Annotated in this window: 20 protein-coding genes and 1 pseudogene; 12 read left to right on the top strand and 9 right to left on the bottom strand. The window is 55.4% G+C overall.

The features are described 5' to 3' along the window. Positions 1–94: 94 nt before the first annotated feature. The 8 genes and pseudogenes from ACEN9A_RS11670 to ACEN9A_RS11635 all read left to right on the top strand — a co-directional run. Positions 95–244 (top strand): annotated as a pseudogene (locus tag ACEN9A_RS11670) (RHS repeat-associated core domain-containing protein); the annotation flags it as partial. 24 nt (positions 245–268) lie between these two features. Beyond that, a complete protein-coding gene (locus tag ACEN9A_RS11665) occupies positions 269–454 on the top strand; it encodes an NlpC/P60 family protein (protein WP_408981109.1) in 186 nt (61 codons plus the stop codon). Between the two features lie 103 nt (positions 455–557). Beyond that, positions 558–974, top strand: a complete 417-nt coding sequence (locus ACEN9A_RS11660; protein WP_258673609.1) for a hypothetical protein — start codon at positions 558–560, stop codon at positions 972–974. Positions 975–1,366: 392 nt separating this feature from the next. Next, on the top strand, positions 1,367–1,972 hold the full coding sequence (locus tag ACEN9A_RS11655; RefSeq protein ID WP_258673607.1) for a hypothetical protein: 606 nt from the start codon (positions 1,367–1,369) through the stop codon (positions 1,970–1,972). Positions 1,973–2,964: 992 nt separating this feature from the next. Continuing rightward, positions 2,965–3,738 (top strand): enoyl-CoA hydratase, encoded by a 774-nt coding sequence (locus tag ACEN9A_RS11650; protein WP_413386568.1) that lies wholly within the window; start codon positions 2,965–2,967, stop codon positions 3,736–3,738. Positions 3,739–3,830: 92 nt separating this feature from the next. Then, positions 3,831–5,015, top strand: a complete 1,185-nt coding sequence (locus ACEN9A_RS11645; RefSeq protein WP_413386570.1) for an acetyl-CoA C-acyltransferase family protein — start codon at positions 3,831–3,833, stop codon at positions 5,013–5,015. Positions 5,016–5,037: 22 nt separating this feature from the next. Further along, positions 5,038–5,889: a 3-hydroxybutyryl-CoA dehydrogenase gene (locus ACEN9A_RS11640; RefSeq protein WP_413386572.1), complete on the top strand. Its 852-nt coding sequence runs from the start codon at positions 5,038–5,040 to the stop codon at positions 5,887–5,889. Then, entirely contained in the window at positions 5,882–6,502 is a 621-nt protein-coding gene (locus ACEN9A_RS11635; RefSeq protein WP_413386574.1) for a TetR/AcrR family transcriptional regulator, read from the top strand. Before ACEN9A_RS11640 ends, ACEN9A_RS11635 begins: the two co-directional genes overlap by 8 nt. 79 nt (positions 6,503–6,581) lie before the next feature. Here the strand turns inward: ACEN9A_RS11635 and ACEN9A_RS11630 are convergent, their stop codons facing one another. The 5 genes from ACEN9A_RS11630 to ACEN9A_RS11610 all read right to left on the bottom strand — a co-directional run bounded on the left by ACEN9A_RS11630 (position 6,582) and on the right by ACEN9A_RS11610 (position 14,125). Then, positions 6,582–8,072, bottom strand: a complete 1,491-nt coding sequence (locus ACEN9A_RS11630; protein ID WP_413386576.1) for an aldehyde dehydrogenase family protein — start codon at positions 8,070–8,072, stop codon at positions 6,582–6,584. A 47-nt stretch (positions 8,073–8,119) separates the two neighbouring features. Beyond that, on the bottom strand, positions 8,120–9,526 hold the full coding sequence (locus ACEN9A_RS11625) for an MFS transporter (RefSeq protein ID WP_413386578.1): 1,407 nt from the start codon (positions 9,524–9,526) through the stop codon (positions 8,120–8,122). A gap of 107 nt (positions 9,527–9,633) precedes the next feature. Next, on the bottom strand, positions 9,634–11,382 hold the full coding sequence (locus ACEN9A_RS11620; RefSeq protein WP_413386580.1) for a thiamine pyrophosphate-binding protein: 1,749 nt from the start codon (positions 11,380–11,382) through the stop codon (positions 9,634–9,636). Positions 11,383–11,432: 50 nt separating this feature from the next. Beyond that, positions 11,433–12,464: a zinc-dependent alcohol dehydrogenase gene (locus ACEN9A_RS11615; protein ID WP_413386582.1), complete on the bottom strand. Its 1,032-nt coding sequence runs from the start codon at positions 12,462–12,464 to the stop codon at positions 11,433–11,435. Positions 12,465–12,499: 35 nt separating this feature from the next. After that, positions 12,500–14,125, bottom strand: coding sequence for a class I adenylate-forming enzyme family protein (locus ACEN9A_RS11610; RefSeq protein WP_413386584.1), 1,626 nt, complete (start codon positions 14,123–14,125; stop codon positions 12,500–12,502). A gap of 358 nt (positions 14,126–14,483) precedes the next feature. Between ACEN9A_RS11610 and ACEN9A_RS11605 the strand changes: the two genes are divergently transcribed. From ACEN9A_RS11605 to ACEN9A_RS11590, 4 genes are read left to right on the top strand one after another with little or no spacing between them, the layout of a single operon-like run. Continuing rightward, the gene (locus tag ACEN9A_RS11605) at positions 14,484–15,134 is read left to right on the top strand and encodes a TetR/AcrR family transcriptional regulator (RefSeq protein WP_413386586.1); all 651 of its coding nucleotides are present in this window, start codon (positions 14,484–14,486) and stop codon (positions 15,132–15,134) included. A gap of 26 nt (positions 15,135–15,160) precedes the next feature. Continuing rightward, a complete protein-coding gene (locus ACEN9A_RS11600) occupies positions 15,161–16,201 on the top strand; it encodes a phosphotransferase family protein (protein WP_413386588.1) in 1,041 nt (346 codons plus the stop codon). Between the two features lie 18 nt (positions 16,202–16,219). Next, on the top strand, positions 16,220–17,494 hold the full coding sequence (locus ACEN9A_RS11595) for an acyl-CoA dehydrogenase family protein (protein ID WP_413386590.1): 1,275 nt from the start codon (positions 16,220–16,222) through the stop codon (positions 17,492–17,494). Further along, positions 17,491–18,276 (top strand): enoyl-CoA hydratase/isomerase family protein, encoded by a 786-nt coding sequence (locus ACEN9A_RS11590; RefSeq protein ID WP_413386592.1) that lies wholly within the window; start codon positions 17,491–17,493, stop codon positions 18,274–18,276. Before ACEN9A_RS11595 ends, ACEN9A_RS11590 begins: the two co-directional genes overlap by 4 nt. A gap of 26 nt (positions 18,277–18,302) precedes the next feature. On the opposite strand, the gene ACEN9A_RS11585 is transcribed toward ACEN9A_RS11590, so the two are convergent. From ACEN9A_RS11585 to ACEN9A_RS11570, 4 genes are read right to left on the bottom strand one after another with little or no spacing between them, the layout of a single operon-like run. Next, positions 18,303–19,553: an NAD(P)/FAD-dependent oxidoreductase gene (locus tag ACEN9A_RS11585; protein WP_413386594.1), complete on the bottom strand. Its 1,251-nt coding sequence runs from the start codon at positions 19,551–19,553 to the stop codon at positions 18,303–18,305. Beyond that, a complete protein-coding gene (locus tag ACEN9A_RS11580; protein ID WP_413386596.1) occupies positions 19,550–19,879 on the bottom strand; it encodes a 2Fe-2S iron-sulfur cluster-binding protein in 330 nt (109 codons plus the stop codon). The genes ACEN9A_RS11585 and ACEN9A_RS11580 overlap by 4 nt, the downstream gene beginning before the upstream one ends. Positions 19,880–19,899: 20 nt before the next feature. Continuing rightward, complete coding sequence (locus ACEN9A_RS11575) at positions 19,900–20,868, bottom strand: Rieske 2Fe-2S domain-containing protein (RefSeq protein ID WP_413386598.1); 969 nt, start codon at positions 20,866–20,868, stop codon at positions 19,900–19,902. A gap of 18 nt (positions 20,869–20,886) precedes the next feature. Then, positions 20,887–21,876: an SDR family NAD(P)-dependent oxidoreductase gene (locus ACEN9A_RS11570; RefSeq protein WP_413386600.1), complete on the bottom strand. Its 990-nt coding sequence runs from the start codon at positions 21,874–21,876 to the stop codon at positions 20,887–20,889. Positions 21,877–21,996: the final 120 nt, after the last annotated feature.

The raw sequence follows: 21,996 nt of genomic DNA, 5'->3' as shown, positions 1-21,996 counted from the left end.
CGCTGGGTTCAACCCCAAGCACTTGCCGACAGCACCCTTATGGCCAGACCAGTAGCAGCGGCTCCGCCAGTGTTAACAGCAGCAGTACACCGATCGAAAAAATGATGGTACGGGTCTCTATTACTATCGGGCACGGTATTACCAACTAGGTTTTGGGCGTTTTATCTCGGGAGATCCGATTGGTCTTGCGGGAGGGATAAATATATTTGTCTATGTATCGGGAAACCCGACGAATTTCATTGATCCATTTGGTTTAACACTTACCCCAGTGCAGCAGGCAGCTGTGGAGCTAGCAGCCCAAGACTGGTCAAGCTCCAACGTCCCATATGTCTGGGGCGGCGCTACGAAGACTGGGGCAGATTGTTCAGGATCCATTTCATCGATCTACAAACAAGCAGATATTGATATTGGACGAATGACAAGTGGCCAATTCTCTAGTAGCTTCCTCAAATAGAGATGTATGGAGCGCCTCACACACAGGAGGGCCAGTTTTTGCTCCCGCCAAAAGCTTCTGGTACGGCGCGCCGACTTTGTATCGTTACAAAGGAAATTAACCGATGAGCATTCCAAACATTAAGATCTTCATGATTGCAATTTCGTGCCTATTGCCGCCATTGACTGCATGGGCCAAATCACCCTGTGATGGTATTGACCGACGTTTAAACTTATCTGAAATACCGAAACTACGCATAGAGGTGGGACATCAATTAAATGTCGACAACGTAGAGATTTTACAATCTTTTAAAAGCCTTAGCTGGACGATTTTGTATGCAGCCTCAGATGAGACTGACCCTGCATTTTTATTTTATTCAGACAACCCAATCGACCATCACTTTATAACTCTATGGAGTGGCGGAGCGAAGCCTGATGAGGAGCAAGCTATTAGTTCATGGCTTCAGGAAAACGCCAAAGGCATTCCTACCAATCTAGCGAAATGTTTTGTATGGCATGTGACGAAAGATCGAGACATGTAAACAAATCTCCGCTCGAAAAGCTAAAGCATCTTTCCCCATGCTGGGGGAAGATCGATAATTTAGGCCACATCAAACAAGGTCAAGCCCGACTCCCCACATTGCTTACGGTGAGGGCGGCAGTTGTCAAATATACGCCCCCAAGCGACAATCAGTTGCACTGGCAGCTAATGCACCCGATTAGCCCCGGAACTCCGCATTCCACCGATCGCCTTGGTGACACAATAAACACCATGAATAGAACCAACAACATTATCAGCCCTGATGGAACTGAAAGAATTACAGCATCTGTTAGTCCATCGAATGACTTGTTTGACGACGAATGAGAACACCCTGCGTACGGGGGTAATTCTCCAGGAAAGATACTTCATTGATCTATTGAAAGGTGGTGCGCCATGATCATAAAAAAGTCGACACTTGAATTTTTGTTTACGCTACTCACACTTACAAGCTTAGGCATGCCAGCTTCGGCGAGTGATAGTTCACCCCATTGCCGAGAGGCAGTCATGATGTTTTTAACCACTCCAGAAAAGCGTACTCTTATTGCATTATCAGAAGCTAGCGAAACTGAATGCTGGTCGATTATCGAGCAGTCGAACAGCAACCTCAACCAATTGATGCATTTGGTTGAACAAGGAAATGATTGGAGCGCTCAGTATTTAGTTGAGCACTTAAGAGTGCTAGATGGCGGAGATTTAGAAGACTCACTTATAGCGCTGGGGTTATTTTCTGACCACCATATGGAACGCTTATTGATTTTCGCGAAGAAAGGACAGCTCTCAAAGCAGGAACTCAGTGACACCTTAACCATGCTTCCACTTTCATTGAGTGATAATCCAGCGGGCCAATTGGATTATCTAAAAGCAAGAAGAAATCGAGTGATGCGTGTAACGAGAAAAAATCTATCTGAGCAAAAGACTCTAGCACTAAGCGCTATCGATAATTTTGAGTCCGAGATCAGGTCAAAAAACCCGCAACTCATTGAAAATCCTCAGCATTAGATTAGTGTTTTCATCACCCCCAAGCTCTACATCAAACTGGGCCGAGCCTCAATGTAACCACCTTGAAGGTTCGCCAGACCAGAAAGACTGCTGTAAGAGAATTCTCGCCAGCAGCCAAGGCAGTGAGACGATCCTCTCTTCGAGCGGTTCGAGGATTAATCCCCTTTCGCATTTTCAGTCAAAGGCATATGTACATCTCCTCGTCTCGATCGATTGAGGAGAGATGTACGGGTTCCAGCAATGCGTCATCTATCTGAAAACCGGCATGCCCTGGGACCGGATTTCGACGTACGTTTTAATGTACAAAAAAGCGTGGCTGGGGGTGGTTCTCAGTAGAAATCACTGGAACGAAAAAAAGAGGCAAAAGCCTCTTTTTTCAATGCTGACAACAAAATAACGCGCAAAAAAAAACGCCACTCAATGAGTGGCGTTTTTCTGTATTTGGAGCGGGAAACGAGACTCGCATCTAGCGTCCGACCCATTGAAATCTAAGGGGTTTCTTTTCTTGCCGGAGAAGGAAAAGACTTAATTTTGGACTTGTTTTTGAGGGGTATCAAGGGCCAAACAGGGGCGCTTAGGCTAAGCCTATTTGATTCAACCCACAGCCAATCAGACAGCAAAACAATTTCACACCGCCCATACGTACGCCGAGTAAAATTTTCAGACATCCACCACAGAGACACAATCTCTGTCGTAGGGCTGTAGGACATCGAAGTCCAGCGACATATGCTGCCGCCCCTGCAAAGCAATCTTACAGCACCGAAGTTTGCAGAGGTTCGTCATTGAAAATGGCTTCAACCCCACCCCACTCCTAGTCCGTTCAGACGATCACACAAAACCCCATAGACCATACATTGGCAGCAGCAAAAATCCATTGTTGTTACTGCATGACGAACGGGTAAGCGCGGATACCGCGGACGAGGAAAATCTCAACGCCACACCTTCGGCTCACCCCACCAACGCCTGCTGAACCTCATCAAAGAGACCGCTTTATGTACACCAATCTCCTATTGGAAATGCACGGCAAAGTCGCCCTGATCACGCTCAATCGCCCGCAGGCGCTCAATGCATTGTCTCCAGAACTGACAGACGAACTCTGTAGCCTTCTTGACCTGTTGGAAGCAGATGATCAGGTGGGTGCCGTTGTCTTGACAGGCAACGCAAAAGCCTTCGCTGCGGGTGCTGATATCAAGTCGATGAAGAACCTGTCGTATATGGACGTCTACAAAACCGACTTCATAACCACCACCTGGGATCGTCTGGCAGCCTTTCGCAAACCGACTATCGCGGCGGTCGCCGGATATGCGTTAGGTGGCGGCTGCGAGTTTGCGATGATGTGTGACTTCATCATCGCTGCGGACACCGCAAAATTCGGCCAGCCGGAAATTACCATTGGCACCATTCCCGGCGGTGGCGGCACCCAGCGATTGACTCGTTTTATTGGCAAATCGAAAGCCATGGACATGATTCTGACCGGGCGGATGATGGATGCAGAAGAAGCCGAGCGCTGTGGCCTGGTCAGCCGTCTGGTCCCCGCCGCTCAGTTGATTGAAGAGGCCCTCAAGATTGCCACAGGCATCTGCCAGCAATCAGCGCCTATCAATATGATGGCCAAAGAAGCAGTCAATCGCGCGTTCGAAACCAGCCTTGCAGAAGGCGTGCGTTTCGAACGTCGGCTATTCCACTCGACATTCGCCACGGAAGATCAGAAAGAAGGCATGCAGGCGTTCACCGAAAAGAGAAAGCCGGTTTTCCAAAACCGTTGAGATGAGATGGCTCACTTGTCGGATGCTTTTTTCAGTACCGCCGACAACGGCGTACACGCTCGGCAAGACCAACAATTCCCATGGAGGCTCCCATGTCCTCGCCTGAAGTTTATGTTATCAGCGCTGTAAGAACGCCTATTGGAAGCTTCGGTGGTTCGCTCAAAGGCGTTCCGCTTTCGCAACTGGCAACCGCCGCGGTCAGCGCTTCGGTAGTACGAAGCGGCTGCGATGCGCAACAGATTGGTCATGTCGTGATGGGCAACGTCATCCCAACCGATCCCAAAGATGCCTATGTGGCACGTGTGGCAGCACTCAACGCGGGAATTCCACAAGAAACTCCCGCGTTCAATGTCAATCGACTATGCGGCTCTGGCTTGCAAGCGATCATCAGCGCGGCTCAATCCCTGCTGCTGGGTGATGCTCAAATTGCCGTTGCCGGCGGAGTGGAGTCCATGAGTCGCGGTCCGTACATACTGCCCGGCGCAAGATGGGGAGGACGACTGGGCAACCTTGAGGCCGTCGACTACATGTTGGGCATTTTGCACGATCCTCTCCATGGCATCCATATGGGGATCACCGCTGAGAACATCGCAAGCCGATACGGCATCAGCCGGGAAGTACAAGACGCCTTGGCGCTCCAAAGCCAGCAACGTGCGTGCGCAGCGATTGCCAATGGGCATTTTCTGAGCCAGATCGTGCCCGTGGAAGTTGCTGAGGGTAAAGGCACCAAACACTTTTCGGTGGACGAACACGTCCGCGACAATGCCTCGCTGGAACAGCTGGCGACAATGAAACCCGCATTTAAGAAGGACGGAACGGTCACAGCAGGGAACGCCTCAGGCTTGAATGACGGCGCCTCGGCGCTGGTGCTAGCGACAGGTACGGCAGTCAACAACAGCAACCTGCGCCCCCTCGCCCGCCTGGTCGCGTATGCCCATGCCGGGGTCGACCCACAGCTGATGGGGCTCGGTCCGATCCCTGCGACACGCCTGGCGTTGGCACGCGCCGGTTTGACGGTAGCCGACCTGGATGTCATTGAATCTAATGAAGCGTTTGCCGCCCAGGCGTGCGCTGTCACGCTCGAGCTCGATCTGGACCCGGCCAAGGTTAATCCGAATGGCTCTGGTATCTCTCTCGGTCACCCCGTGGGCGCGACCGGCGCCATCATCACCACCAAGGCCATCTTCGAACTGCATCGTACCGGGGGACGCTATGCGCTCGTCACCATGTGCATAGGTGGCGGCCAAGGGATCGCTGCGATCTTCGAGCGCGTTTGAGACGGACTCAATGGAAACGACTATGAACAAGCAACGCATAGCAGTGATCGGCGCAGGCACCATGGGCAATGGTATCGCCCAGATATGTGCGATCGCAGGCCTTCAGGTCACGTTGGTGGATGTTACTGATGAGGCATTGGCACGCGGTCTGGACATCCTCGCGAACAATCTTGATCGTCAGGTTCGCAAAGGGACATTGACTCCCGAAACGAAGGATGAGGTTCTGAGCCGAATCCATGCCACGACGGACTACGCCGCATTGGCTGACGCGAGCCTGATCATCGAGGCCGCAACAGAAAACCTTGACTTGAAGTTGCGCATTCTTCAACAGATCGACCAACAGGTCGATGCTGCAAGCATCATTGCCAGTAATACCTCCTCCCTCTCCATCACCCAACTGGCCGCCGCGGTCAGCCATCCAGAGCGCTTCATCGGACTGCATTTTTTCAACCCGGTTCCAATGATGGCGTTGGTGGAGTTGATCTGCGGCCTGCAAACCTCCGATGGGACCCACACCGCTACCTTGGCTTTTGCCAGACTGATTGGCAAAACGCCGATTACCGCAAGGAACAGCCCCGGTTTTGCAGTCAACCGTATCCTGGTGCCCATGATCAACGAGGCGATCTTCGCCCTGCAGGAAGGCCTGTCCAGTGCGGAAGATATAGACACTGGCATGAAACTGGGGTGCAACCAACCGATCGGCCCCCTGGCGCTCGCTGACCTGATCGGTCTCGATACCTTACTGGCGGTGCTTGAGTCGTTCCATGACGGCTTCGGTGATCCCAAGTACCGCCCTGCTCCACTGCTCAAGGAAATGGTCGCCGCACGCCACCTAGGTCGTAAAGTCGGCCAAGGGTTTTACCGTTATGACTGAACGACAGGCCGTGGCATGCATAGACAGCTTGCCACCCCCCCTGGCGCGTGAGCTTCAGGCGCGCCAGAAAGCGGTAGAGCTTTTTGCCTTGAAAGGGTTTGGTCAAGTGAGCATGCGCGAGTTGGCAGCCCATGTAGGTATTCATGCCGGTTCGCTGTATCACCACTTCGAGAGCAAGGAGATTCTGCTATTCGAAGTGATCGAAGAGCTTTACGAGACTCTGCTGGTTAACGCACAGCACCACCTGAGAAGAAACCGCAGCGCCACTGCAAAACTGCAGGCGTTGCTGCAAGCTCATATTGCCCTTCATGAGCAAAAAGGGGCGCTTTTCCAGGTCGCCGAGCATGAGTCGCGCAATCTTTGCGCTCAGCATCAGGCGCGAATTCAGCAACTGCGCCAACGTTATGAAGAGCACTTCCTGACGTTGCTTGCAGATTCCGGTTCATCGTCCCCCCACTTGAAAGCAGCGGTCCGCAATATGGTGTCGATTCTGAACAACATCCCCGCCTGGCTGGAACATGCTCACCTGTCTAAAGCTGAACGCGTGAAATTGATGCTTGAGACCGCCCAGGGGTCAATTGCCTGGGCTCTTGGGATGCAACGCACCGCCTGATTCCACCGTCATGGTCCATGAAGTCATTAAGGGTGTACGTGCAGACGCAGTACACCCTCAAGACTGGAAGATCCGCCGCTTAATAGGCGATCACGATCGATTTGGTTTCGGTGTAGGCCTCAATGGCTGCACGGCCGTTTTCGCGACCTATTCCTGATTGTTTGAAACCACCAAACGGGATATTGGGGTCCGACGGCAGATGGGTGTTGATCCAGACCGTCCCCGCCTCGATACGCTCGGCAACGCGTAAAGCGTGACTGATATTACGTGTCCAGACACTGGCTGCCAGGCCATAAGACGTATCGTTAGCCTGACGAATCACCTCTTCGATGTCATCAAAAGGCTGTGCCACCAATACCGGACCGAACACTTCCTCCCTGACCAGGGTCAATGGCTTGCCCGACGTATGAGCGAACACCGTCGGCTGGACGAAGTAACCGCCACCCTCCGGTGCCACACCTCCGGCGAGCAACTCAGCGCCTTCACGTTCACCGGTCTCGATCAGTCCCAGCACCCTTTGACGTTGTTTGGCCGAGATCAATGGGCCAATTTGGCTCTGCGGATCGAAGCCAGAACCCAGCCGCAAACTCTTCGCTGCCTGCGCAACCCCATCAACCACTTCGTCGAAGTGTCTCTTGTGCACGTACAATCGCGACCCCGCGGTACAGACCTGCCCTTGATCATAGAAAATCGCACTGCTTGCACCGGCAATCACGGCCTGCACATCAACGTCGTCGAGTACGATCACCGGGCTTTTGCCGCCCAGCTCCAGAGACACTCTTTTGATGTCATGCCCACATTGCTGACCGATAATTCGACCCACTTCGGTAGAACCGGTAAATGCCACTTTGTTTACACCAGGATGGCGTACAAGAGCAGCGCCGGTTGCGCCATCCCCAGTCACGACGTTGAAAACACCCGGTGGAATCCCCGCCTGCAACGCCAGTTCAGCCAACTTCAATGCGGTCAGTGGTGTCTCTTCGGACGGTTTCAACACCAGCGTACAGCCCGTGGCCAGGGCCGGAGCGATTTTCCAGATGGCCATTAACAAGGGATAGTTCCAGGGAACAATGGCCGCGACTACACCCGCCGGCTGGCGTTTGATGATTGCTTGAAAACGGGTCCCAGGTGCAGACGCCGACACGTCCAGCGCCAGGCCTTCGATTTTGGTCGCCCAGCCGGCCATGTATCGCATCCACTGAGCACCAGCGAGTACGTCGAAGCCTCGTGAGTTTGCCAGCAGCTTCCCGTTGTTCAGTGTCTCCAAGCCTGCCAACAGATCGGCATTTTCCTCGATCAGATCAGCGAAGCGCAGCATCAATCGCTCACGGGCTGCTGGCGTAATGTCTCGCCAGTGAATACTGCTTACCGCTGCCTGTGCGGCCCGTACTGCGGTATCTACATCCGCTTCCCCGGCATGCGCGATCTTTGCGATCTCCTGACCGGTTGCCGGATCATGGATCGCAGCACTACGGCCATCGACCGCTGCTCGCCACTCACCGTTGATCAATAGTTCACGGGGCATGGCCAAGGCCGCCTTGAGTGCGGTTTCATTCGTGTGTGCGTTCATCGATTAACTCCCATTTCATTTTCGGGGCGTGTCTCCCCAATTGTTGTTCAGGGACAAGAGGGAATCTTGCTGGCATCAGAACTGGTTGCCAGCTCCGTCTGAGTGAGCTTGCGAATGAATACCGCCGGTATTAGCGCGCACGCCATTAACAGCGCCGCCAACCAGAAGCACTCATGGAAGGCTTCAAACGCCGCCGTTGCAGCATTCGTGGTGGCATGCCCTTCCAGGCGCCATTGGTAGAGGATCGCCAGCACGTTGATGCCTACTGCCCCGCCCAACTGCAGGAAGAAGTTCATGGTGGTGGAGGCATAAGGCAGCAACGCCGGTGGAACCGACTGTATGGCCGCCACACTGGTGGAGGGTATTAGCATGCCCATCGCTACACGGCTAAGGGTGAACCAAGTCGCAACCAGCCAAAAACCGGTCACAGCAGTGGTAAAAGTGAAGCCGATGCTGGCTAGCGCAAACAGAAACAAACCACCGATGGTCACCGCTCGGGCGCTGAGCTTGTCGCATAAGGCGCCAGCGCTGAAAATGACCAACACCAGGATAATCCCGCCCGGGACCTGCATGGCGCCGGAGTCCGCCGGCGAGTATCCCGCAGCACTTTGGAGAAAATACGGGATCAGGTAGCTCGTGCCATAAAGACAGAACCCATAAGGAACAGCCACAAGAAACACGGCCCAAAACCGCGGATTGCGAAACAGACTGAGTTCGACCAACGGGGCCTGGCAACGCAGCTGCCAGCCCACTAACCAGACCAGGCTGACCAGCGTCAGCGTCAAGCACCCCAAAGTCTGCCAGTGTGTCCAACCTTTGCTCAGGCCCAACCCGGTGATGTTCAGCAGCGCGAACATGAACACTGTCAGCAGCGCCATTCCCAGCCAGTCAAAACGTCCGTGAAGGAGGGTTGAGTCCGCCTGCGGAACATATTTGAACGCCAGCAGCAGCGCAGGTAAGCAAAACAGCAGCGGAAACAGGAAAATCACCGGCCAGCCAAATGGCCCCAGCAACACACCGCTTACCGCCGGACCGATGGCTGGAGCCAACACCGCGCCGACGCCAAAGACCCCCATGGCCATCCCGACGGCTTGCGGCGGAAAGACCCGAGCAATAGTGATAAGCGCCACCGCCGGGACCAGCCCCATGGCAATGCCCTGCATGACGCGGGCAAAAATCGCCACCTGGGCATTCCAGCTCACAGCGCCCAGCAACGAAACGACGACGAACAGCACCAAAGTGAATACGTAAACGCGCCGCAGGCCAAAGCGTCCCGTAAGCCAGCCGGTAGCCAGGATCGAGGTGGTCGTAGTGACCTGAAAGCCAGTGGCAAGCCATTGGATGACCTCTTGCCCAACATTGAAAGCAACCATCATCTCAGGCAAGGCCACCATCACCATGGTGGCGGAAAAGCCCAGGGCAATAGTACCCAGCAGCACCGTGATGCTGGACATCCAACGGTAGGTTCTAGGAAGTTGATGCGTATCTTGAGTACTCATAGGCATGCCCTGCTCATACGATTGACCGAGTTACCGTCCGGCGGCACTACGGATGCTTGCGATCACTCGTCGCTGTAGACCGCTTTGTCAGCGTGCCAACGTGACCACAGATGGGTATTGGGCATTTGATAGGCATTCACCTCGCGATCAATCACAACTTGGACAATAGCCGGTTTACCGCTGGCAAATGCCCGTTCCATGGCGGGAGCGATCTGATCACTGCTTTCACAGAACTCGCCATGCCCGCCCATGGCACGGGCCATGTCATCCAGGCGGACGAAGGCGTGATCGACCTCAAAGGTTCGACCACATACGTGCATGTAGTAAGGCACCTCCAGAGACCAACCCTGGTCGTAACCCACCACAATGACGATCGGCAACTGATAGCGAACCGCTGTTTCAAACTCCATCGGGTAGAATCCGAAAGCGCCATCGCCGGTGATCAGGCAGACCCGTTTATTCGCATTCTCTTCGGCCAAGGACGCGCCCAGCGCATAAGGTAGGCCCGTGCCCAAGTTGCCCAGTTTCCCGGCGAACATGAACCCGCCCAGAGAATGCTGGATGTAGTTGTGCATCCAGATACTGAACGCTCCCCCGTCCCTGATCAGAACAACGTCGTCGGGCAGAGTCTTTTGGACTTCAAGTACCGCGCGTCCCGGATGAATCGGAGTGGTCGAAACTGTCGCTACTTGCGCACAGAAATCGGTATAGCGGCGTTGCCGTTCCGCCTGCCAATCTGCCACCTGAGTGTTTCGCGGAAGGGGTTGCAGGCGTCGTAGCGCTGCAATCAATCTCGGCAGAATCTGCCGCATGTCGCCGGCCAAGCCCATGTCCACTGGGCGATTTCGACCAATGTTCTGAGGGTCGAGATCAAGCTGAATCCAGCGCTGCGTCCCTTGCTTGCCGAAATAATTAGGGAACCCCATCTGCTCATTGGAATAGGCAAATCCACCAAAACCGATCTTCTCGCCGATGGGAGTCCCGATCGCGAAAATCACGTCCGCGTCGCGGCTGATGCTTGCCCCCGGCTCGACGCCGAGATCAAAAACATTCGGATGAGTGTCAGGCAGAACACCACGCCCGGACGCGGTAAAAATAACGGGCGCCTGCAGCGCTTGCACCAACTCATCAAACAGCGCTTGTGAACCTGAATTACGAATCCCCGCGCCGCCTAGTAGCAGTGGTGATTTGGCCTGGACCAGCATCGATGCGACCTTTTCGATCTGCGCGTCGCCAACGGTTTCTTCAAGCGTTGCCGGGCGATAGAGCTGCGGCGGCACAAGGGCGCCGAAATCGCGGGATTCCAACAACATATCGAAAGGCAGGCCGATGTAGACGGGACCCGGCGTGCCGGATCGCAACTGACGGAAAGCTTCGTGAAAGAGCTCATCGGCCTCGATGGGGTTCTCCAGCACCGCAGCAAACTTGGTCATGGGGCGGACCACTTCAACGCTCGGTGGGCATTGAAATTTGGAGCGCCGAGGCGAGTTACGCGCCAACGATGTGCGTTCCGAACCGAGGTACAACACCGGAAGATGTTCCTCCCAGGAATTGGCGATCGCCGAATAAAGATTGATGACACCAGGCCCACAATTGGCGCCCACCACAGAAATATTGCCGGTGAACGCAGCATAGGCCTCGGCCATGAAACCGCTGGCCGTTTCATGGTGAGGTGCGATCAAAGGCACACCACGATCATGCAAAGCATGATGCAACTTGCCAAAGGTGACTTCTGGCAACGAAAAAAACTTGTCAATACCTTCGGCGACGAGCAGGTCAGCAATACGTTCGCCTAATGATTGAACGGTCATCGTCTCTCTCCATTGTTTTTATGTGTGTTTCGAAACGTGATTCTTCCGAATCAAAGCGTCACCTGATTGGGTATCAACATGACCTTGATCGCTTGCCCATTGCCCTGGGCCTCAAAAGCCTCACGGACATCGGCCAGCGCAAACTGATGAGAAATCAAACGTTCACGGTCGACCTCTCCTTCAGACATCAATTGCAATGCCAGGCTCAGATCTCCGGCAGCGTAGCCGTTGGAGCCGAACAGGCTGATCTGCTTGGTAATCATCGGCATCAGGTCGATGTTCAATCGATCCTCATAGGCACCAAAACAGATAACCCTTCCGTCCGCTGGACGCACCAGACGCAAAGCCGATTCCAGCGGCACCGGTCCGGTCATGTGTTTCAGGTACCCGGCACACTCGAAGACGACACTGATATCCGTCGGCTCGATTTCGGGATAGGAGATAGGCAGAAAACCGCAAATGGCCTTGGCGGTGGAGAGCAGGTCCTGGCGACGGGGATTGATCGTATCGGTTGCCCCGACCTCCAACGCCACAGCTAAGCGCTCATCAGAAACATCGATAGCTACGATTTTTCCGATATCGATCGCTAACGCCTTGAGCGCCTGAATTACCCCGAGGCCGATAATGCCTACACCGAAAACGACGACGTTGTCGCCCGGTTTCAGATCGGCTTTGCGAATCATTTGCAGACCATCGGCCAAAGGTTCGGTGGTCGCCGCCGCGACGAATGAAACGTTGTCGGGAATATGCACCAACTGAAATGGATTGACCGGCACGGGTACCAGATCGGCCATTCCGCCCATCCCGACGCCCACCACACGCTCGCCGATGTTGTAGCCGACCACACCCTCCCCAACCGCTGTAATTACACCGCTGAATTCATGCCCCGGAATCTCTAGCCCCTCAGGATCTACACGCACCAGTTCCTTGCGATGGGCGTTGGCGCGGTACATGTGCAGGTCACTGCCACAAATTCCGCAGGCTTCTACACGAATCAAGACCTCGCCTGGCGCCACTTTCGGGACGGTCGCCTGCGCATTCATTTCTATATGCCCAGGGTCATGAAAAACGACTGCTCGCATGAACTCATTCCTTCTAGTCACAGGGAAAAATGCAATCACCCGCGCAATGCTTTACGCATGACTTTTCCACTGGAGGTTTTGGGTAGGTCGTCGCAAATATCTATTTGCCGCGGGTATTTGTAGGCCGCCATGCGCGACTTGCAGAACACCATGAGCTGTTCGGGAGTGACCTGAGCGCCCGCCTTCAGGCTGACGACGGCTTTCACGCTCTCACCGCGATAGTCATCCTTGACGCCTACCACGGCGGCTTCACGCACATCGGGGTGGCTGTAGAGAACGTCCTCGACTTCTCGTGGCCAGACCTTGAAGCCGGAGGCAATGATGACGTCCTTCATCCGATCAACGAGGAACAACCAGCCTTCGGCGTCCAGATAGCCGACATCGCCGCTGCGCAGAAAACCATCGCTCATCACTTCGTAGGTTGCCTCGGGACGCTGCCAGTAACCGCGCATCACCTGTGGGCCACGAATCAGAATCTCCCCAACGCTGCCCGTCCCCAGTTGCTCGCCTTGCTCATTGGCGATGCGCAACTCGGTAGCATGAATGGGCAGTCCAACCGACTGTTGGCCCTCCTCGTTACAAGCGGCCAATCGATCATGAGGCACTGCGGTTGCCACTGATGTGGTTTCAGTCAGGCCATAGACCGCCCGGATGTCATGGCCGAATTTCTGCCGGTAAGCACTGACCACTGCATCAGGAATCGGAGCGCCCCCCGAGTAGATTTTGCTTAATGACGCAAGCTGCTCAGAACGAACGCCGTCGGCGTTCAGCAGCGCAATAAATGCGGTGATGGCGCCGATAGTGAATGTCGCCTGATGCGTCTGCACGGCTTCGGCAAACACCTCAGGATGGAAACGTGCAGTCAGCACCAGTGGTGCGGCGCAGGCAAAAGCCACACCAATGTGCAGGACCAAACCAGTGACATGAAACAGAGGAGCCATTGCCAGGATCGACTCGCCTCCACCCAGCGCGGCCCAGTTGCAAAAGGCCTCGCTATTAAAGGCAAAATTCGAATGGGTATGTTCGACCCCCTTGGGTAGGCCGGTGGTGCCCGAGGTGTAAACGATCGTGGCAACGTCACTGCCCTGGATCGGTGCAAAAACTGGCTCGGCATTGGCCCATGAGTGGGTGATTTCGCTCAGGGTGAAACCCTCCCCCGCCGGGGCCGAGGGCACGCCGAAAATGCGTGGGTCGTTGCGACTTTGGAGTGCCTGATCGCCCGTAACAACCAGCAGCAAACTGTCAGGGCGACGCTCAAGCTGAGCCACCACTTCATGATAGAGCGAGTCATGGCACATCAATACCCTGGCCTGACTGTCCTCAAGCAGTAACGAGAGCTCTCGCGCCCGGTTCATCGGGTTGATACTCACCGCAATGGCGCCTAGCTTCCAACTGGCAATCAGGCCAATCACAAACTGCGGTACATTTTGTAGGAACAGGCCGACACGATCACCGGCAACCACCCCCTGAGCCTGCCAGAACGCCGCCAACGCGTTGGCCTGCCGATCCAGTTGGGCGTAGCTGAGCGTGGTATCAAAATAATGCACAGCTGCGGCCTGCGGCGCTCTGTCGCGAGCGGCATAGAACATCTGCAAGCCATCGGCAAAAGTTGCCTGGAAAGCGCATTCAGCCAAAGACTCGACAACGTGTTCAACACTCATGACGTTGCGCATCCTTTTGCTCCACGGGAACGAGGCAGGCGGCGGGGTTCACTGATGCATTTCCGAGCGTCACGAGGCACAGACTTGCCTTCATCGCAGACCTCACACTTTTTTTGTTCTTATGGGATTGTCGCGGCCTACGGATCAAGCAACAGCCTGGAAAATCGAGCCTCGGCATCGCGGTTTCTATAAGTGTTCTCCCCTCCCTCACCCGGCCGCATCGTCTATTCAGACTATTCATGTAAGGCCCTACTCGCGAGTAAGCTCGTTTCCTGCAAGGCACCGATATGACCTCTCGCGTCGAACGATTTCATGCGATGGAGTCATTCAGGCGTCACTCGTTTGATCGGGAATCCCCATGACGAACATCATCGACAGCCGCTCACCATGGGCGAACAAGCCGGACCGCCAGACCGAGCGCGAGAACAAACGCGAGGCGGTATTACGCACAGCAGCCGAGTTGTTCAATGAAAAAGGCTTCCATGCGACCTCGCTTGATGAAGTGGCCGAGCGCCTGAATGTGAGCAAGCCGACGGTTTATTACTACGTGAAGAACAAGGACGAAATCCTCTTCGAATGCGTACGCATCGGTCTGGAGATGCTGGAGCAGGCCTCGAATGAAGCCATTCAGAAGGGCGGCGATTCAAAGGAAAACCTGATCGCCGTGATGCGCAAGTACGCCGAGATCGTGACGATGGATTTTGGTATGTGCTTGATTCGCGTCGGTGAAGATCCCTTGCCCTTGGAAAGCCGGCGCAAGCTGCGACGACTCAAAAGCAGCATCGACCTGAAGTTTCGCAGTTTGATTCAGCAAGGTATCGCCGACGGCACCCTGATGCCCTGCGACCCGAAGATTGCCGCGTTCACCATCGCCGGTGCGCTGAGCTGGATCGCCCGATGGTATGACCCCAAGGGCCCTCTAATAGTTGAAGACATCACCAGCCAATGCGTCGACTTGCTCATGAACGGCCTGAATCGCCGATCGTCCAGTCGCAGCGGTATGAACTGATCCCGTCCTGTCGAGAAGTGCTCACCATGACAAAAACAGAGTCCTCTAACTTCAGCGAATTTCATCCCAAACGGCTCCAGACGTTCCTCCGGGACATGCTCGGCGGACTGCAAGGGGAGATGCGCCTTGAACGCATTGGCGGGGGTCAATCCAACCCGACGTTCTTCGTTACCTTTGACAATCGCGAACTGGTTCTTCGAAAAAAACCGAGTGGCGAGATATTGCCGTCAGCCCATGCCGTGGATCGTGAATACCGGATCATGACCGCCCTGGCGCGGTCACGGGTCCCAGTGCCCGAGACGGTGCTGTATCACGCGGAACCGGATATTGTCGGAACGCCCTTCTACTTAATGGAAAGACTACAGGGACGTGTGTTTCCGGAATACAGCCTGCCCGGCGTATCACCTGAACATCGCAAGGCTATGTATGCATCCATGGCCCAAACACTGGCGGACTTACATCAAGTAGACGCGCAGGCGATCGGCCTCTCAGGCTTCGGTCGTGAAGGCAATTATTTTGCCAGACAGCTGGCGCGTTGGGGCAGCCAATGGGAAGCCGCAGACCAGAAGGATAATCCTCAACTCGACAGCCTGCTGGCATGGCTTCGTGCCAACCTGCCATCAGATGACGAAACAACGGTGTGCCATGGTGACTTTCGACTGGGCAACTTGATGTTTCATCCCACCGAACCGCGGGTAATCGGCGTGCTCGACTGGGAGCTTTCAACCCTCGGTCATCCACTCGCCGATCTGGCTTACAACTGCATCGCCTGGCATACCCTGCCGTCCGAGTACGGCGGCATTCGCGGCCTGGATCTACAGGCGCTGGGCATCCCCTCACAAGCAGAGTACTTGCAGCAGTACTATCACTTCACCCAGCGCAGTCGGGGGGCCGAGGCCTTTCACTTCGCCTTTGCGCTGTTTCGCCTGGCGGTGATCTTCGAAGGCATCGCTGCCCGGGCGCGGTCCGGCAGTGCGGCCTCGGACAACGCAGCCAGCGTCGGCCCCCTGGGAAAAGCATTCGCCCGACGCGGCCTTGAGCTGCTCGATAAAACCTTCGTCATCTGACCCCGTCGAGACCCGTCCATGAACTTTGAATATCCTCCCCATGTGGTTGAGCTGCAACGACGCCTGCAGGCGTTCTACGACAGTTACTTGCTCCCGGCCAATCACCAATGGCATCACCAGACCGAACAAGGTATCTACCCACTCGAGTTGATCAACAACCTCAAGGCCCTCGCCAAAGACGAGGGCCTATGGAACCTGTTCCTACCTGCCCTACGACCAGACGAACCGGGCACCCGGCTGAGCAATCTCGAATACGCGCCTCTGTCGGAAATCATGGGCAGGTTGCCTTGGGCTGCGGAGGTGTTTAACTGTAATGCACCTGACTCCGGCAACATGGAGCTACTCCACCTGGCGGCCAGTCCCGAGCAATACCAGCGCTGGCTCAAGCCGCTGCTGGAAGGCGATATTCGCTCCTGTTTCGCGATGACCGAGCCAGATGTTGCCTCCTCTGACGCCACCAACATCGCCACGCGCATTGACCGCGACGGTGAGCAATACGTGATCAACGGACGCAAATGGTTTACCACCGGTGCGTTGCACCCCAATTGCAAATTGATGATTGTGCTGGGCCGCAACGCCGATGAGAGCAGCAGTCACCAGAACCACTCGATGATCCTTGTACCAATGGATACTCCCGGGGTGCAGATCGTGCGTAACGTGCCGCTGATGCATCACTATGCCGTTGAGGGTCATTGTGAAGTGTTGCTCAGCAATGTCCGCGTGCCACTGGATCATCTGCTGGGCAACGAGGGTGGTGGGTTTGCCCTCGCGCAGGCACGCCTCGGTCCGGGACGTATCCACCATTGCATGCGCACCATTGGCCAGTGCGAACTAGCGCTTGAATTGATGTGTACTCGCGCTCTGGAACGCAAAGCGTTCGGCCGTCACCTGGCCGACTTCTCCAATGTGCGCGACTGGATCGCCGAGTCCCGGGTGGAGATCGACCAGGCGCGCCTGCTGGTATTGCGTGCAGCAGACACGATCGATCGCTTGGGTAATAACAGCGCCCGCGTCGATGTCTCGGCAATCAAGCTGGTCGCCGCGCGCCTGCAAACCCACGTCCTGGATCGCGCCATCCAGGTCTTTGGCGCGATGGGTATGACCGCCGACACCCCGCTGGCCTTCCTCTGGACATGGGGCCGCGCATTGCACTTCATCGATGGCCCGGACGAGGTTCATCTGCGCACTGTCGCCAAGGATGAGCTGGCCAAGGCCAAAACCCGGGGGGCGGCGTGCGCCGACTATTTCACGCCCAATTTGCCTCCCCACAATTTTGCAGGAGCGCAACAATGAACAGCGAAGATGCCCCCCTGAAATTGACCCTGGATGGTCCGGTGGCTCAGCTTCTTTTTGATCGTCCTGCGGCGTTGAACGCGATTAACGTCCCAATGGCCACCGCGTTTCGCGACGCTATGCGGACCATCGCGGCCTCCAGCGCTATTCGTGTCGTGATCCTGAAGGGTGCCGGCCGCGCGTTCATCGCCGGAGGTGATCTGGCGAGCTTGCGAGAAAACCCACTGGAAAATGCTCAGGCGCTAATCGACCCCTTGCATGAAGCGCTCACCCTCATGGCCGGACTGTCGCAACCGGTGATCGCCAGCTTGCATGGCGCCGTGGCTGGCGCCGGCGTCAGCATCGCCCTGGCGTGTGATTTTGTCCTGGCCGCGGAGGGCACGCGCTTCAACCTGGCGTACGCCTCGATCGGGACGAGCCCCGACGCGTCGGCGTCATGGCACTTGCCGAGACTGGTCGGGCTGCATAAGGCAATGGAGCTGATTCTGCTCAGCGAGCCGTTTGATGCCGACGAGGCATTGCGCCTAGGACTGATCGGAAAAAAAGTCGCCGCCGATCAACTTCAGGTTGAAACCGAACGCCTGGCCAATCGCTTGGCCCAAGGCCCGACATTCGCGTTGGGGCAAACCAAACGGCTTTTGCGCAATGCACTGCAACACAGCCTTGAGGAGCAACTGGACGCTGAGCGCGATAGTTTTTTTGCCTGCACTCAAACGGAGGATTTCGGTAGAGGGGTAGAAGCTTTCTTTACAAAGCGAAAAGCACTGTATCTCGGCCGTTAATACCTATCAAAAACCACGCCGTCCAATCACACGACGGCGTAGCCCCTTTCGGCGCTCTTCAGACTGCACTCGGTGTCCGCCAAAAGTACGATATCGAGCTCGGCACCTCTATCAATCATCATTTTTCCCAGTAGAAAATCGGCGGGGCTATTGACCGCCTCCACCGCGACCAGCCGCTCATTCGCCAAGTGAAACAGGGCGAACTTCCCACCCTGCAGATTGCCGCGCAAGATGCATTGGCTGGCCCCGAATGGAATGCCAGCGATCTGTAATTTGTATTGGTATTGATCAGACCAGAACCATGGCACCTCAGCGGCTGGGGGCGGACCACCACAAATATGGGCCGCCGCTTGCCGGGCTTGCTCAAGAGCATTTGCGACGCTTTCCAGTCGAATAGAATGATTTTCATAGTGGGCAAGTGGGCGACGTGTTACATCGCCGACGGCATAAACCCCAGGCCACGACGTACGGGCGAACTCATCGACCAGAATACCGTTGTCGCAAGCGATACCTGCCACCTGCGCCAATTCGTCGTTAGCTTGAGCGCCAATACCTACCAGTACATGATCGCACCGTAGAGTTCGACCGTCTCGCAACATGAGCGCTCCCACCTGCCCTTCAGCACCTGCAGACAGGCTCAGTAGCTCGCTATTCAAGACGAACTTGACACCTTGGCTTTCATGGATGTCTTGGAAAAAGTCCGATAACAGCGGGTGGGCGACCCGGGCCAGCAGTCGCTGCTCACGTTCGATGATCGTGACCTCAGCCCCGCAGGCCCTCGCGGACGCGGCGCTTTCCAGACCGATGTAGCCACCACCAATGATCGCCAAGTGTTTTCCTGGGCTCAATGCCTGGCGCAGTCGCTTTGCATCGTCCAAAGTACGCAGCGTCGAGACTCCACCCAGTTCTACACCGGGAATACTCAACTGCCTGGGGCGGGTTCCTGTTGCAATGATCAGATGATCATAGCTCAGGACCGCTCCATCAGCCGTAATCACACGCGTTTGTTCAGGTTCAATGGCCTGAACATGGGTGTTGAGGCGCAAGTCAATTAACTGCTCCAGATAATAGGCCTCAGGCCTCAGGACTACACTGGATAGATCAGCCCGGCCTATCAACCAGCCTTTTGACAGTGGCGGTCGTTGGTAAGGTGGATGCGCCTCCTCCCCCAAGAGCGTAATGGACCCAGTCCATCCGAACTGACGTAAAGCTGCGGCCACAGCACCGCCAGCATGACCTGCACCTATAATCAGCACCCGTGATATTGGTTCCGTCATACCCTTGGCCCCACGATCAATGTCAACCCCGACAAAGACTTCTCAGCTCGGATCTGGCATGCCAAGCGTGACAGCTGGGTCACCTCAACCACCCCTGAAAGTGCCTCAAGCATCGCTGCTTCATCATCACTTGGCGGCGGCAAGTGACCGGCCCAGGAGGTATCGACATAAACATGACAAGAGCCGCACGAGCACATGCCACCACATGTGCCGTCGACCCCGCATCCAGCATCACGTAAGGCAACCATCAGCGGTTCCCGAACAGGCACCATCAGCCGTCGCACGACACCATCGCAATCATGCACCTGGATCTCGATATCGTTCATGGGTTCAACCCTTGTAAAAGTCAGCGATAGAATTCGTTGGCGTATTCGCGAAAGCGCAAAATGGGTCCGTCTCCATCACACAACCTTGGCTGCGGCAGGTGCTTTTTAAAATTGAGAATTGCCATGTCCTGATCTACTTCATACACAAAGCGCTCGACGAAGGGTTTACCAATCCTATCCAGATGCCCTGGATCTCCGCTGTCGAGCAGGTACAAACGGGTCGTCTGGACAAAACGCTCGTTATCAATGGGGGTGAAGGAAAAAACAAATAAGGCTTCAGCTCCTACGAACTCATAGTGCTGCACCAAGAGTGAGATACCGGAGAACTGACACTCCAACCGTTTCAAGGGTTGATCGGACTTGTCTGGATCAATGGCGTAATCGACTTTCAGACCATGATCAGTTCTCTCGATACTGCCCAAGTCTGGCATCTCGGTGGCGTTGTGCAGTTGAACAATGTGCGCGGTATCGAACAGGTTTTCTAAAATGTCCCGAAAGGGACAGGTCGTTGTCCAATCGCGGCGGTTGTAAAGCACCCATGTGCCTTGATCCAGTACAGCGCTATTGAACGGTTCGTGGTCGGGAGCTTCACCGGTGGGGTGATACCAGACCACGACCATGCCATTGATTTCCCGGGTCGGATAGAGTTTGAGCTTTACGGGTGGGACCATCTTCGCGTATGGAATACTCGCGCAACGTCCTGTCTGCGCGTCGTATCGCCACTTGTGGAACGGGCAAACGATCTGCCCGTCCACGATACAACCGTCATGGGAAGCCAGATGAGCGCCCAGATGCGGGCAGTAAGCATCCGCTGCTTGAGCAACCCCGCTGGCCGTTCGATAAACAATAAACTCCTGATTGAGCCAACTCACTGGCAATAAGGTGTCGGCTATCACCTGGTCGGACTCGGCCAGGCAATACCATCCCCTGGGAAATCCTTCCATATGTGAGCGGTGGTTCATCGGTATTGGGTGCAGGAGGCTTGTCATGGCAGGATATCCTCACGTTCAGGCATTATTATTGTTGGCATCGGCACGATCGAGCTGCAAAGCGGCGTGCGCCTCGACAGCCTCTGGTCCCAGACGTCGAGCTTGCAGACGAAGTTCATCCATCATAGAAACGGGTACCTGTAGCTCGGCCTGTCTCAACAACTCACGCTCACTCCCGAGCCAGGCTTCCGGTACATCGTCCAGCACCTTGTAACCCTGATTCTCAACCAGCATCACCCGGGTCGCTTGGCCGCCTCCGACCGAGAACGTTTCACCACTGAGTCGAGTGCTGTGATGCAGCAGCCAGACCACAAAGGCGGCTACCGATTCAGGGCGATAATGATCAATCAGGTATTGGCGAAAACGATCGTCAGGGACTAACGCCGTCATACGCGTATAAGCAGAGGGCATGATGGTATTTACGTGAATACCGACCTCACTTCCTTCGGCTGCAAGCGTCCGGCACAAACCAAAAATCGTGGATTTAGCTGCCGCGTAGGGACTGGTTCCCGGGGCACCGAAGACAGCCTGCGAAGAGGTATTGAGTACCCGTCCGGAGCCGCTGGCGATCAGATGCGGCCAAGCTGCGCGTAAAATGCCCAGCGTGCCCTGCACATGCACCTCGAGTACCCGGTCAAATTCCTCCTTGGGTATCTCGGCAAAAGCTCCACCACCGGTGATACCGGCATTATTGATCACGATATCCAGCCGGCCGAACGCTTCTATTGCGTGGTTAACAATCTGATTCGGTGCGTCGGTGACGCTCTGACAGTTGGCGACCGCGATGCCTCCTGCGGCAGTAATAGCCTGAACGACTTCATGGGCGGGTGACTCCTGGCTGGAGCCACCAAGAAAGCTGACGCCGGGATCATTGACTACCAGCCGAGCCCCGCGCGCGGCCAAAAGCAACGCATAGGTGCGTCCCAAGCCACGTCCTGCTCCGGTAATCAGCGCCACTTTTCCATCAAAGCGCAAAGCGGGTCGCTCACCTGAATGGCTATCGATCATGACCTGTACTCGTTTGTTATTATTTTGGATAGACAAGAGTCTACCCAGAATTCAAATCAAACTCCAAGCGCCTGGCCAAAAAAATGGGATGCTCTCTCCTGATGATGGTTGTGCCAGAAT

Source organism: Pseudomonas sp. Pseusp18, from assembly GCF_059506005.1.
The sequence above is the reverse complement of the archived record's forward strand: the minus strand, read 5'-3'. Positions and strand labels throughout refer to the sequence as shown.

Bases quoted from the DNA above. Each gene is read 5' to 3' on its own strand.
- ACEN9A_RS11630 (WP_413386576.1), bottom strand. From the start codon at position 8,072: ATGAACGCACACACGAATGAAACCGCACTCAAGGCGGCCTTGGCCATG.
- ACEN9A_RS11635 (WP_413386574.1), top strand. From the start codon at position 5,882: ATGACTGAACGACAGGCCGTGGCATGCATAGACAGCTTGCCACCCCCC.
- ACEN9A_RS11580 (WP_413386596.1), bottom strand. From the start codon at position 19,879: ATGAACGATATCGAGATCCAGGTGCATGATTGCGATGGTGTCGTGCGA.
- ACEN9A_RS11570 (WP_413386600.1), bottom strand. From the start codon at position 21,876: ATGATCGATAGCCATTCAGGTGAGCGACCCGCTTTGCGCTTTGATGGA.
- ACEN9A_RS11640 (WP_413386572.1), top strand. From the start codon at position 5,038: ATGAACAAGCAACGCATAGCAGTGATCGGCGCAGGCACCATGGGCAAT.
- ACEN9A_RS11585 (WP_413386594.1), bottom strand. From the start codon at position 19,553: ATGACGGAACCAATATCACGGGTGCTGATTATAGGTGCAGGTCATGCT.
- ACEN9A_RS11600 (WP_413386588.1), top strand. From the start codon at position 15,161: ATGACAAAAACAGAGTCCTCTAACTTCAGCGAATTTCATCCCAAACGG.
- ACEN9A_RS11575 (WP_413386598.1), bottom strand. From the start codon at position 20,868: ATGACAAGCCTCCTGCACCCAATACCGATGAACCACCGCTCACATATG.
- ACEN9A_RS11655 (WP_258673607.1), top strand. From the start codon at position 1,367: ATGATCATAAAAAAGTCGACACTTGAATTTTTGTTTACGCTACTCACA.
- ACEN9A_RS11645 (WP_413386570.1), top strand. From the start codon at position 3,831: ATGTCCTCGCCTGAAGTTTATGTTATCAGCGCTGTAAGAACGCCTATT.
- ACEN9A_RS11590 (WP_413386592.1), top strand. From the start codon at position 17,491: ATGAACAGCGAAGATGCCCCCCTGAAATTGACCCTGGATGGTCCGGTG.
- ACEN9A_RS11660 (WP_258673609.1), top strand. From the start codon at position 558: ATGAGCATTCCAAACATTAAGATCTTCATGATTGCAATTTCGTGCCTA.
- ACEN9A_RS11650 (WP_413386568.1), top strand. From the start codon at position 2,965: ATGTACACCAATCTCCTATTGGAAATGCACGGCAAAGTCGCCCTGATC.
- ACEN9A_RS11605 (WP_413386586.1), top strand. From the start codon at position 14,484: ATGACGAACATCATCGACAGCCGCTCACCATGGGCGAACAAGCCGGAC.
- ACEN9A_RS11620 (WP_413386580.1), bottom strand. From the start codon at position 11,382: ATGACCGTTCAATCATTAGGCGAACGTATTGCTGACCTGCTCGTCGCC.
- ACEN9A_RS11615 (WP_413386582.1), bottom strand. From the start codon at position 12,464: ATGCGAGCAGTCGTTTTTCATGACCCTGGGCATATAGAAATGAATGCG.
- ACEN9A_RS11595 (WP_413386590.1), top strand. From the start codon at position 16,220: ATGAACTTTGAATATCCTCCCCATGTGGTTGAGCTGCAACGACGCCTG.
- ACEN9A_RS11625 (WP_413386578.1), bottom strand. From the start codon at position 9,526: ATGTCCAGCATCACGGTGCTGCTGGGTACTATTGCCCTGGGCTTTTCC.
- ACEN9A_RS11610 (WP_413386584.1), bottom strand. From the start codon at position 14,125: ATGAGTGTTGAACACGTTGTCGAGTCTTTGGCTGAATGCGCTTTCCAG.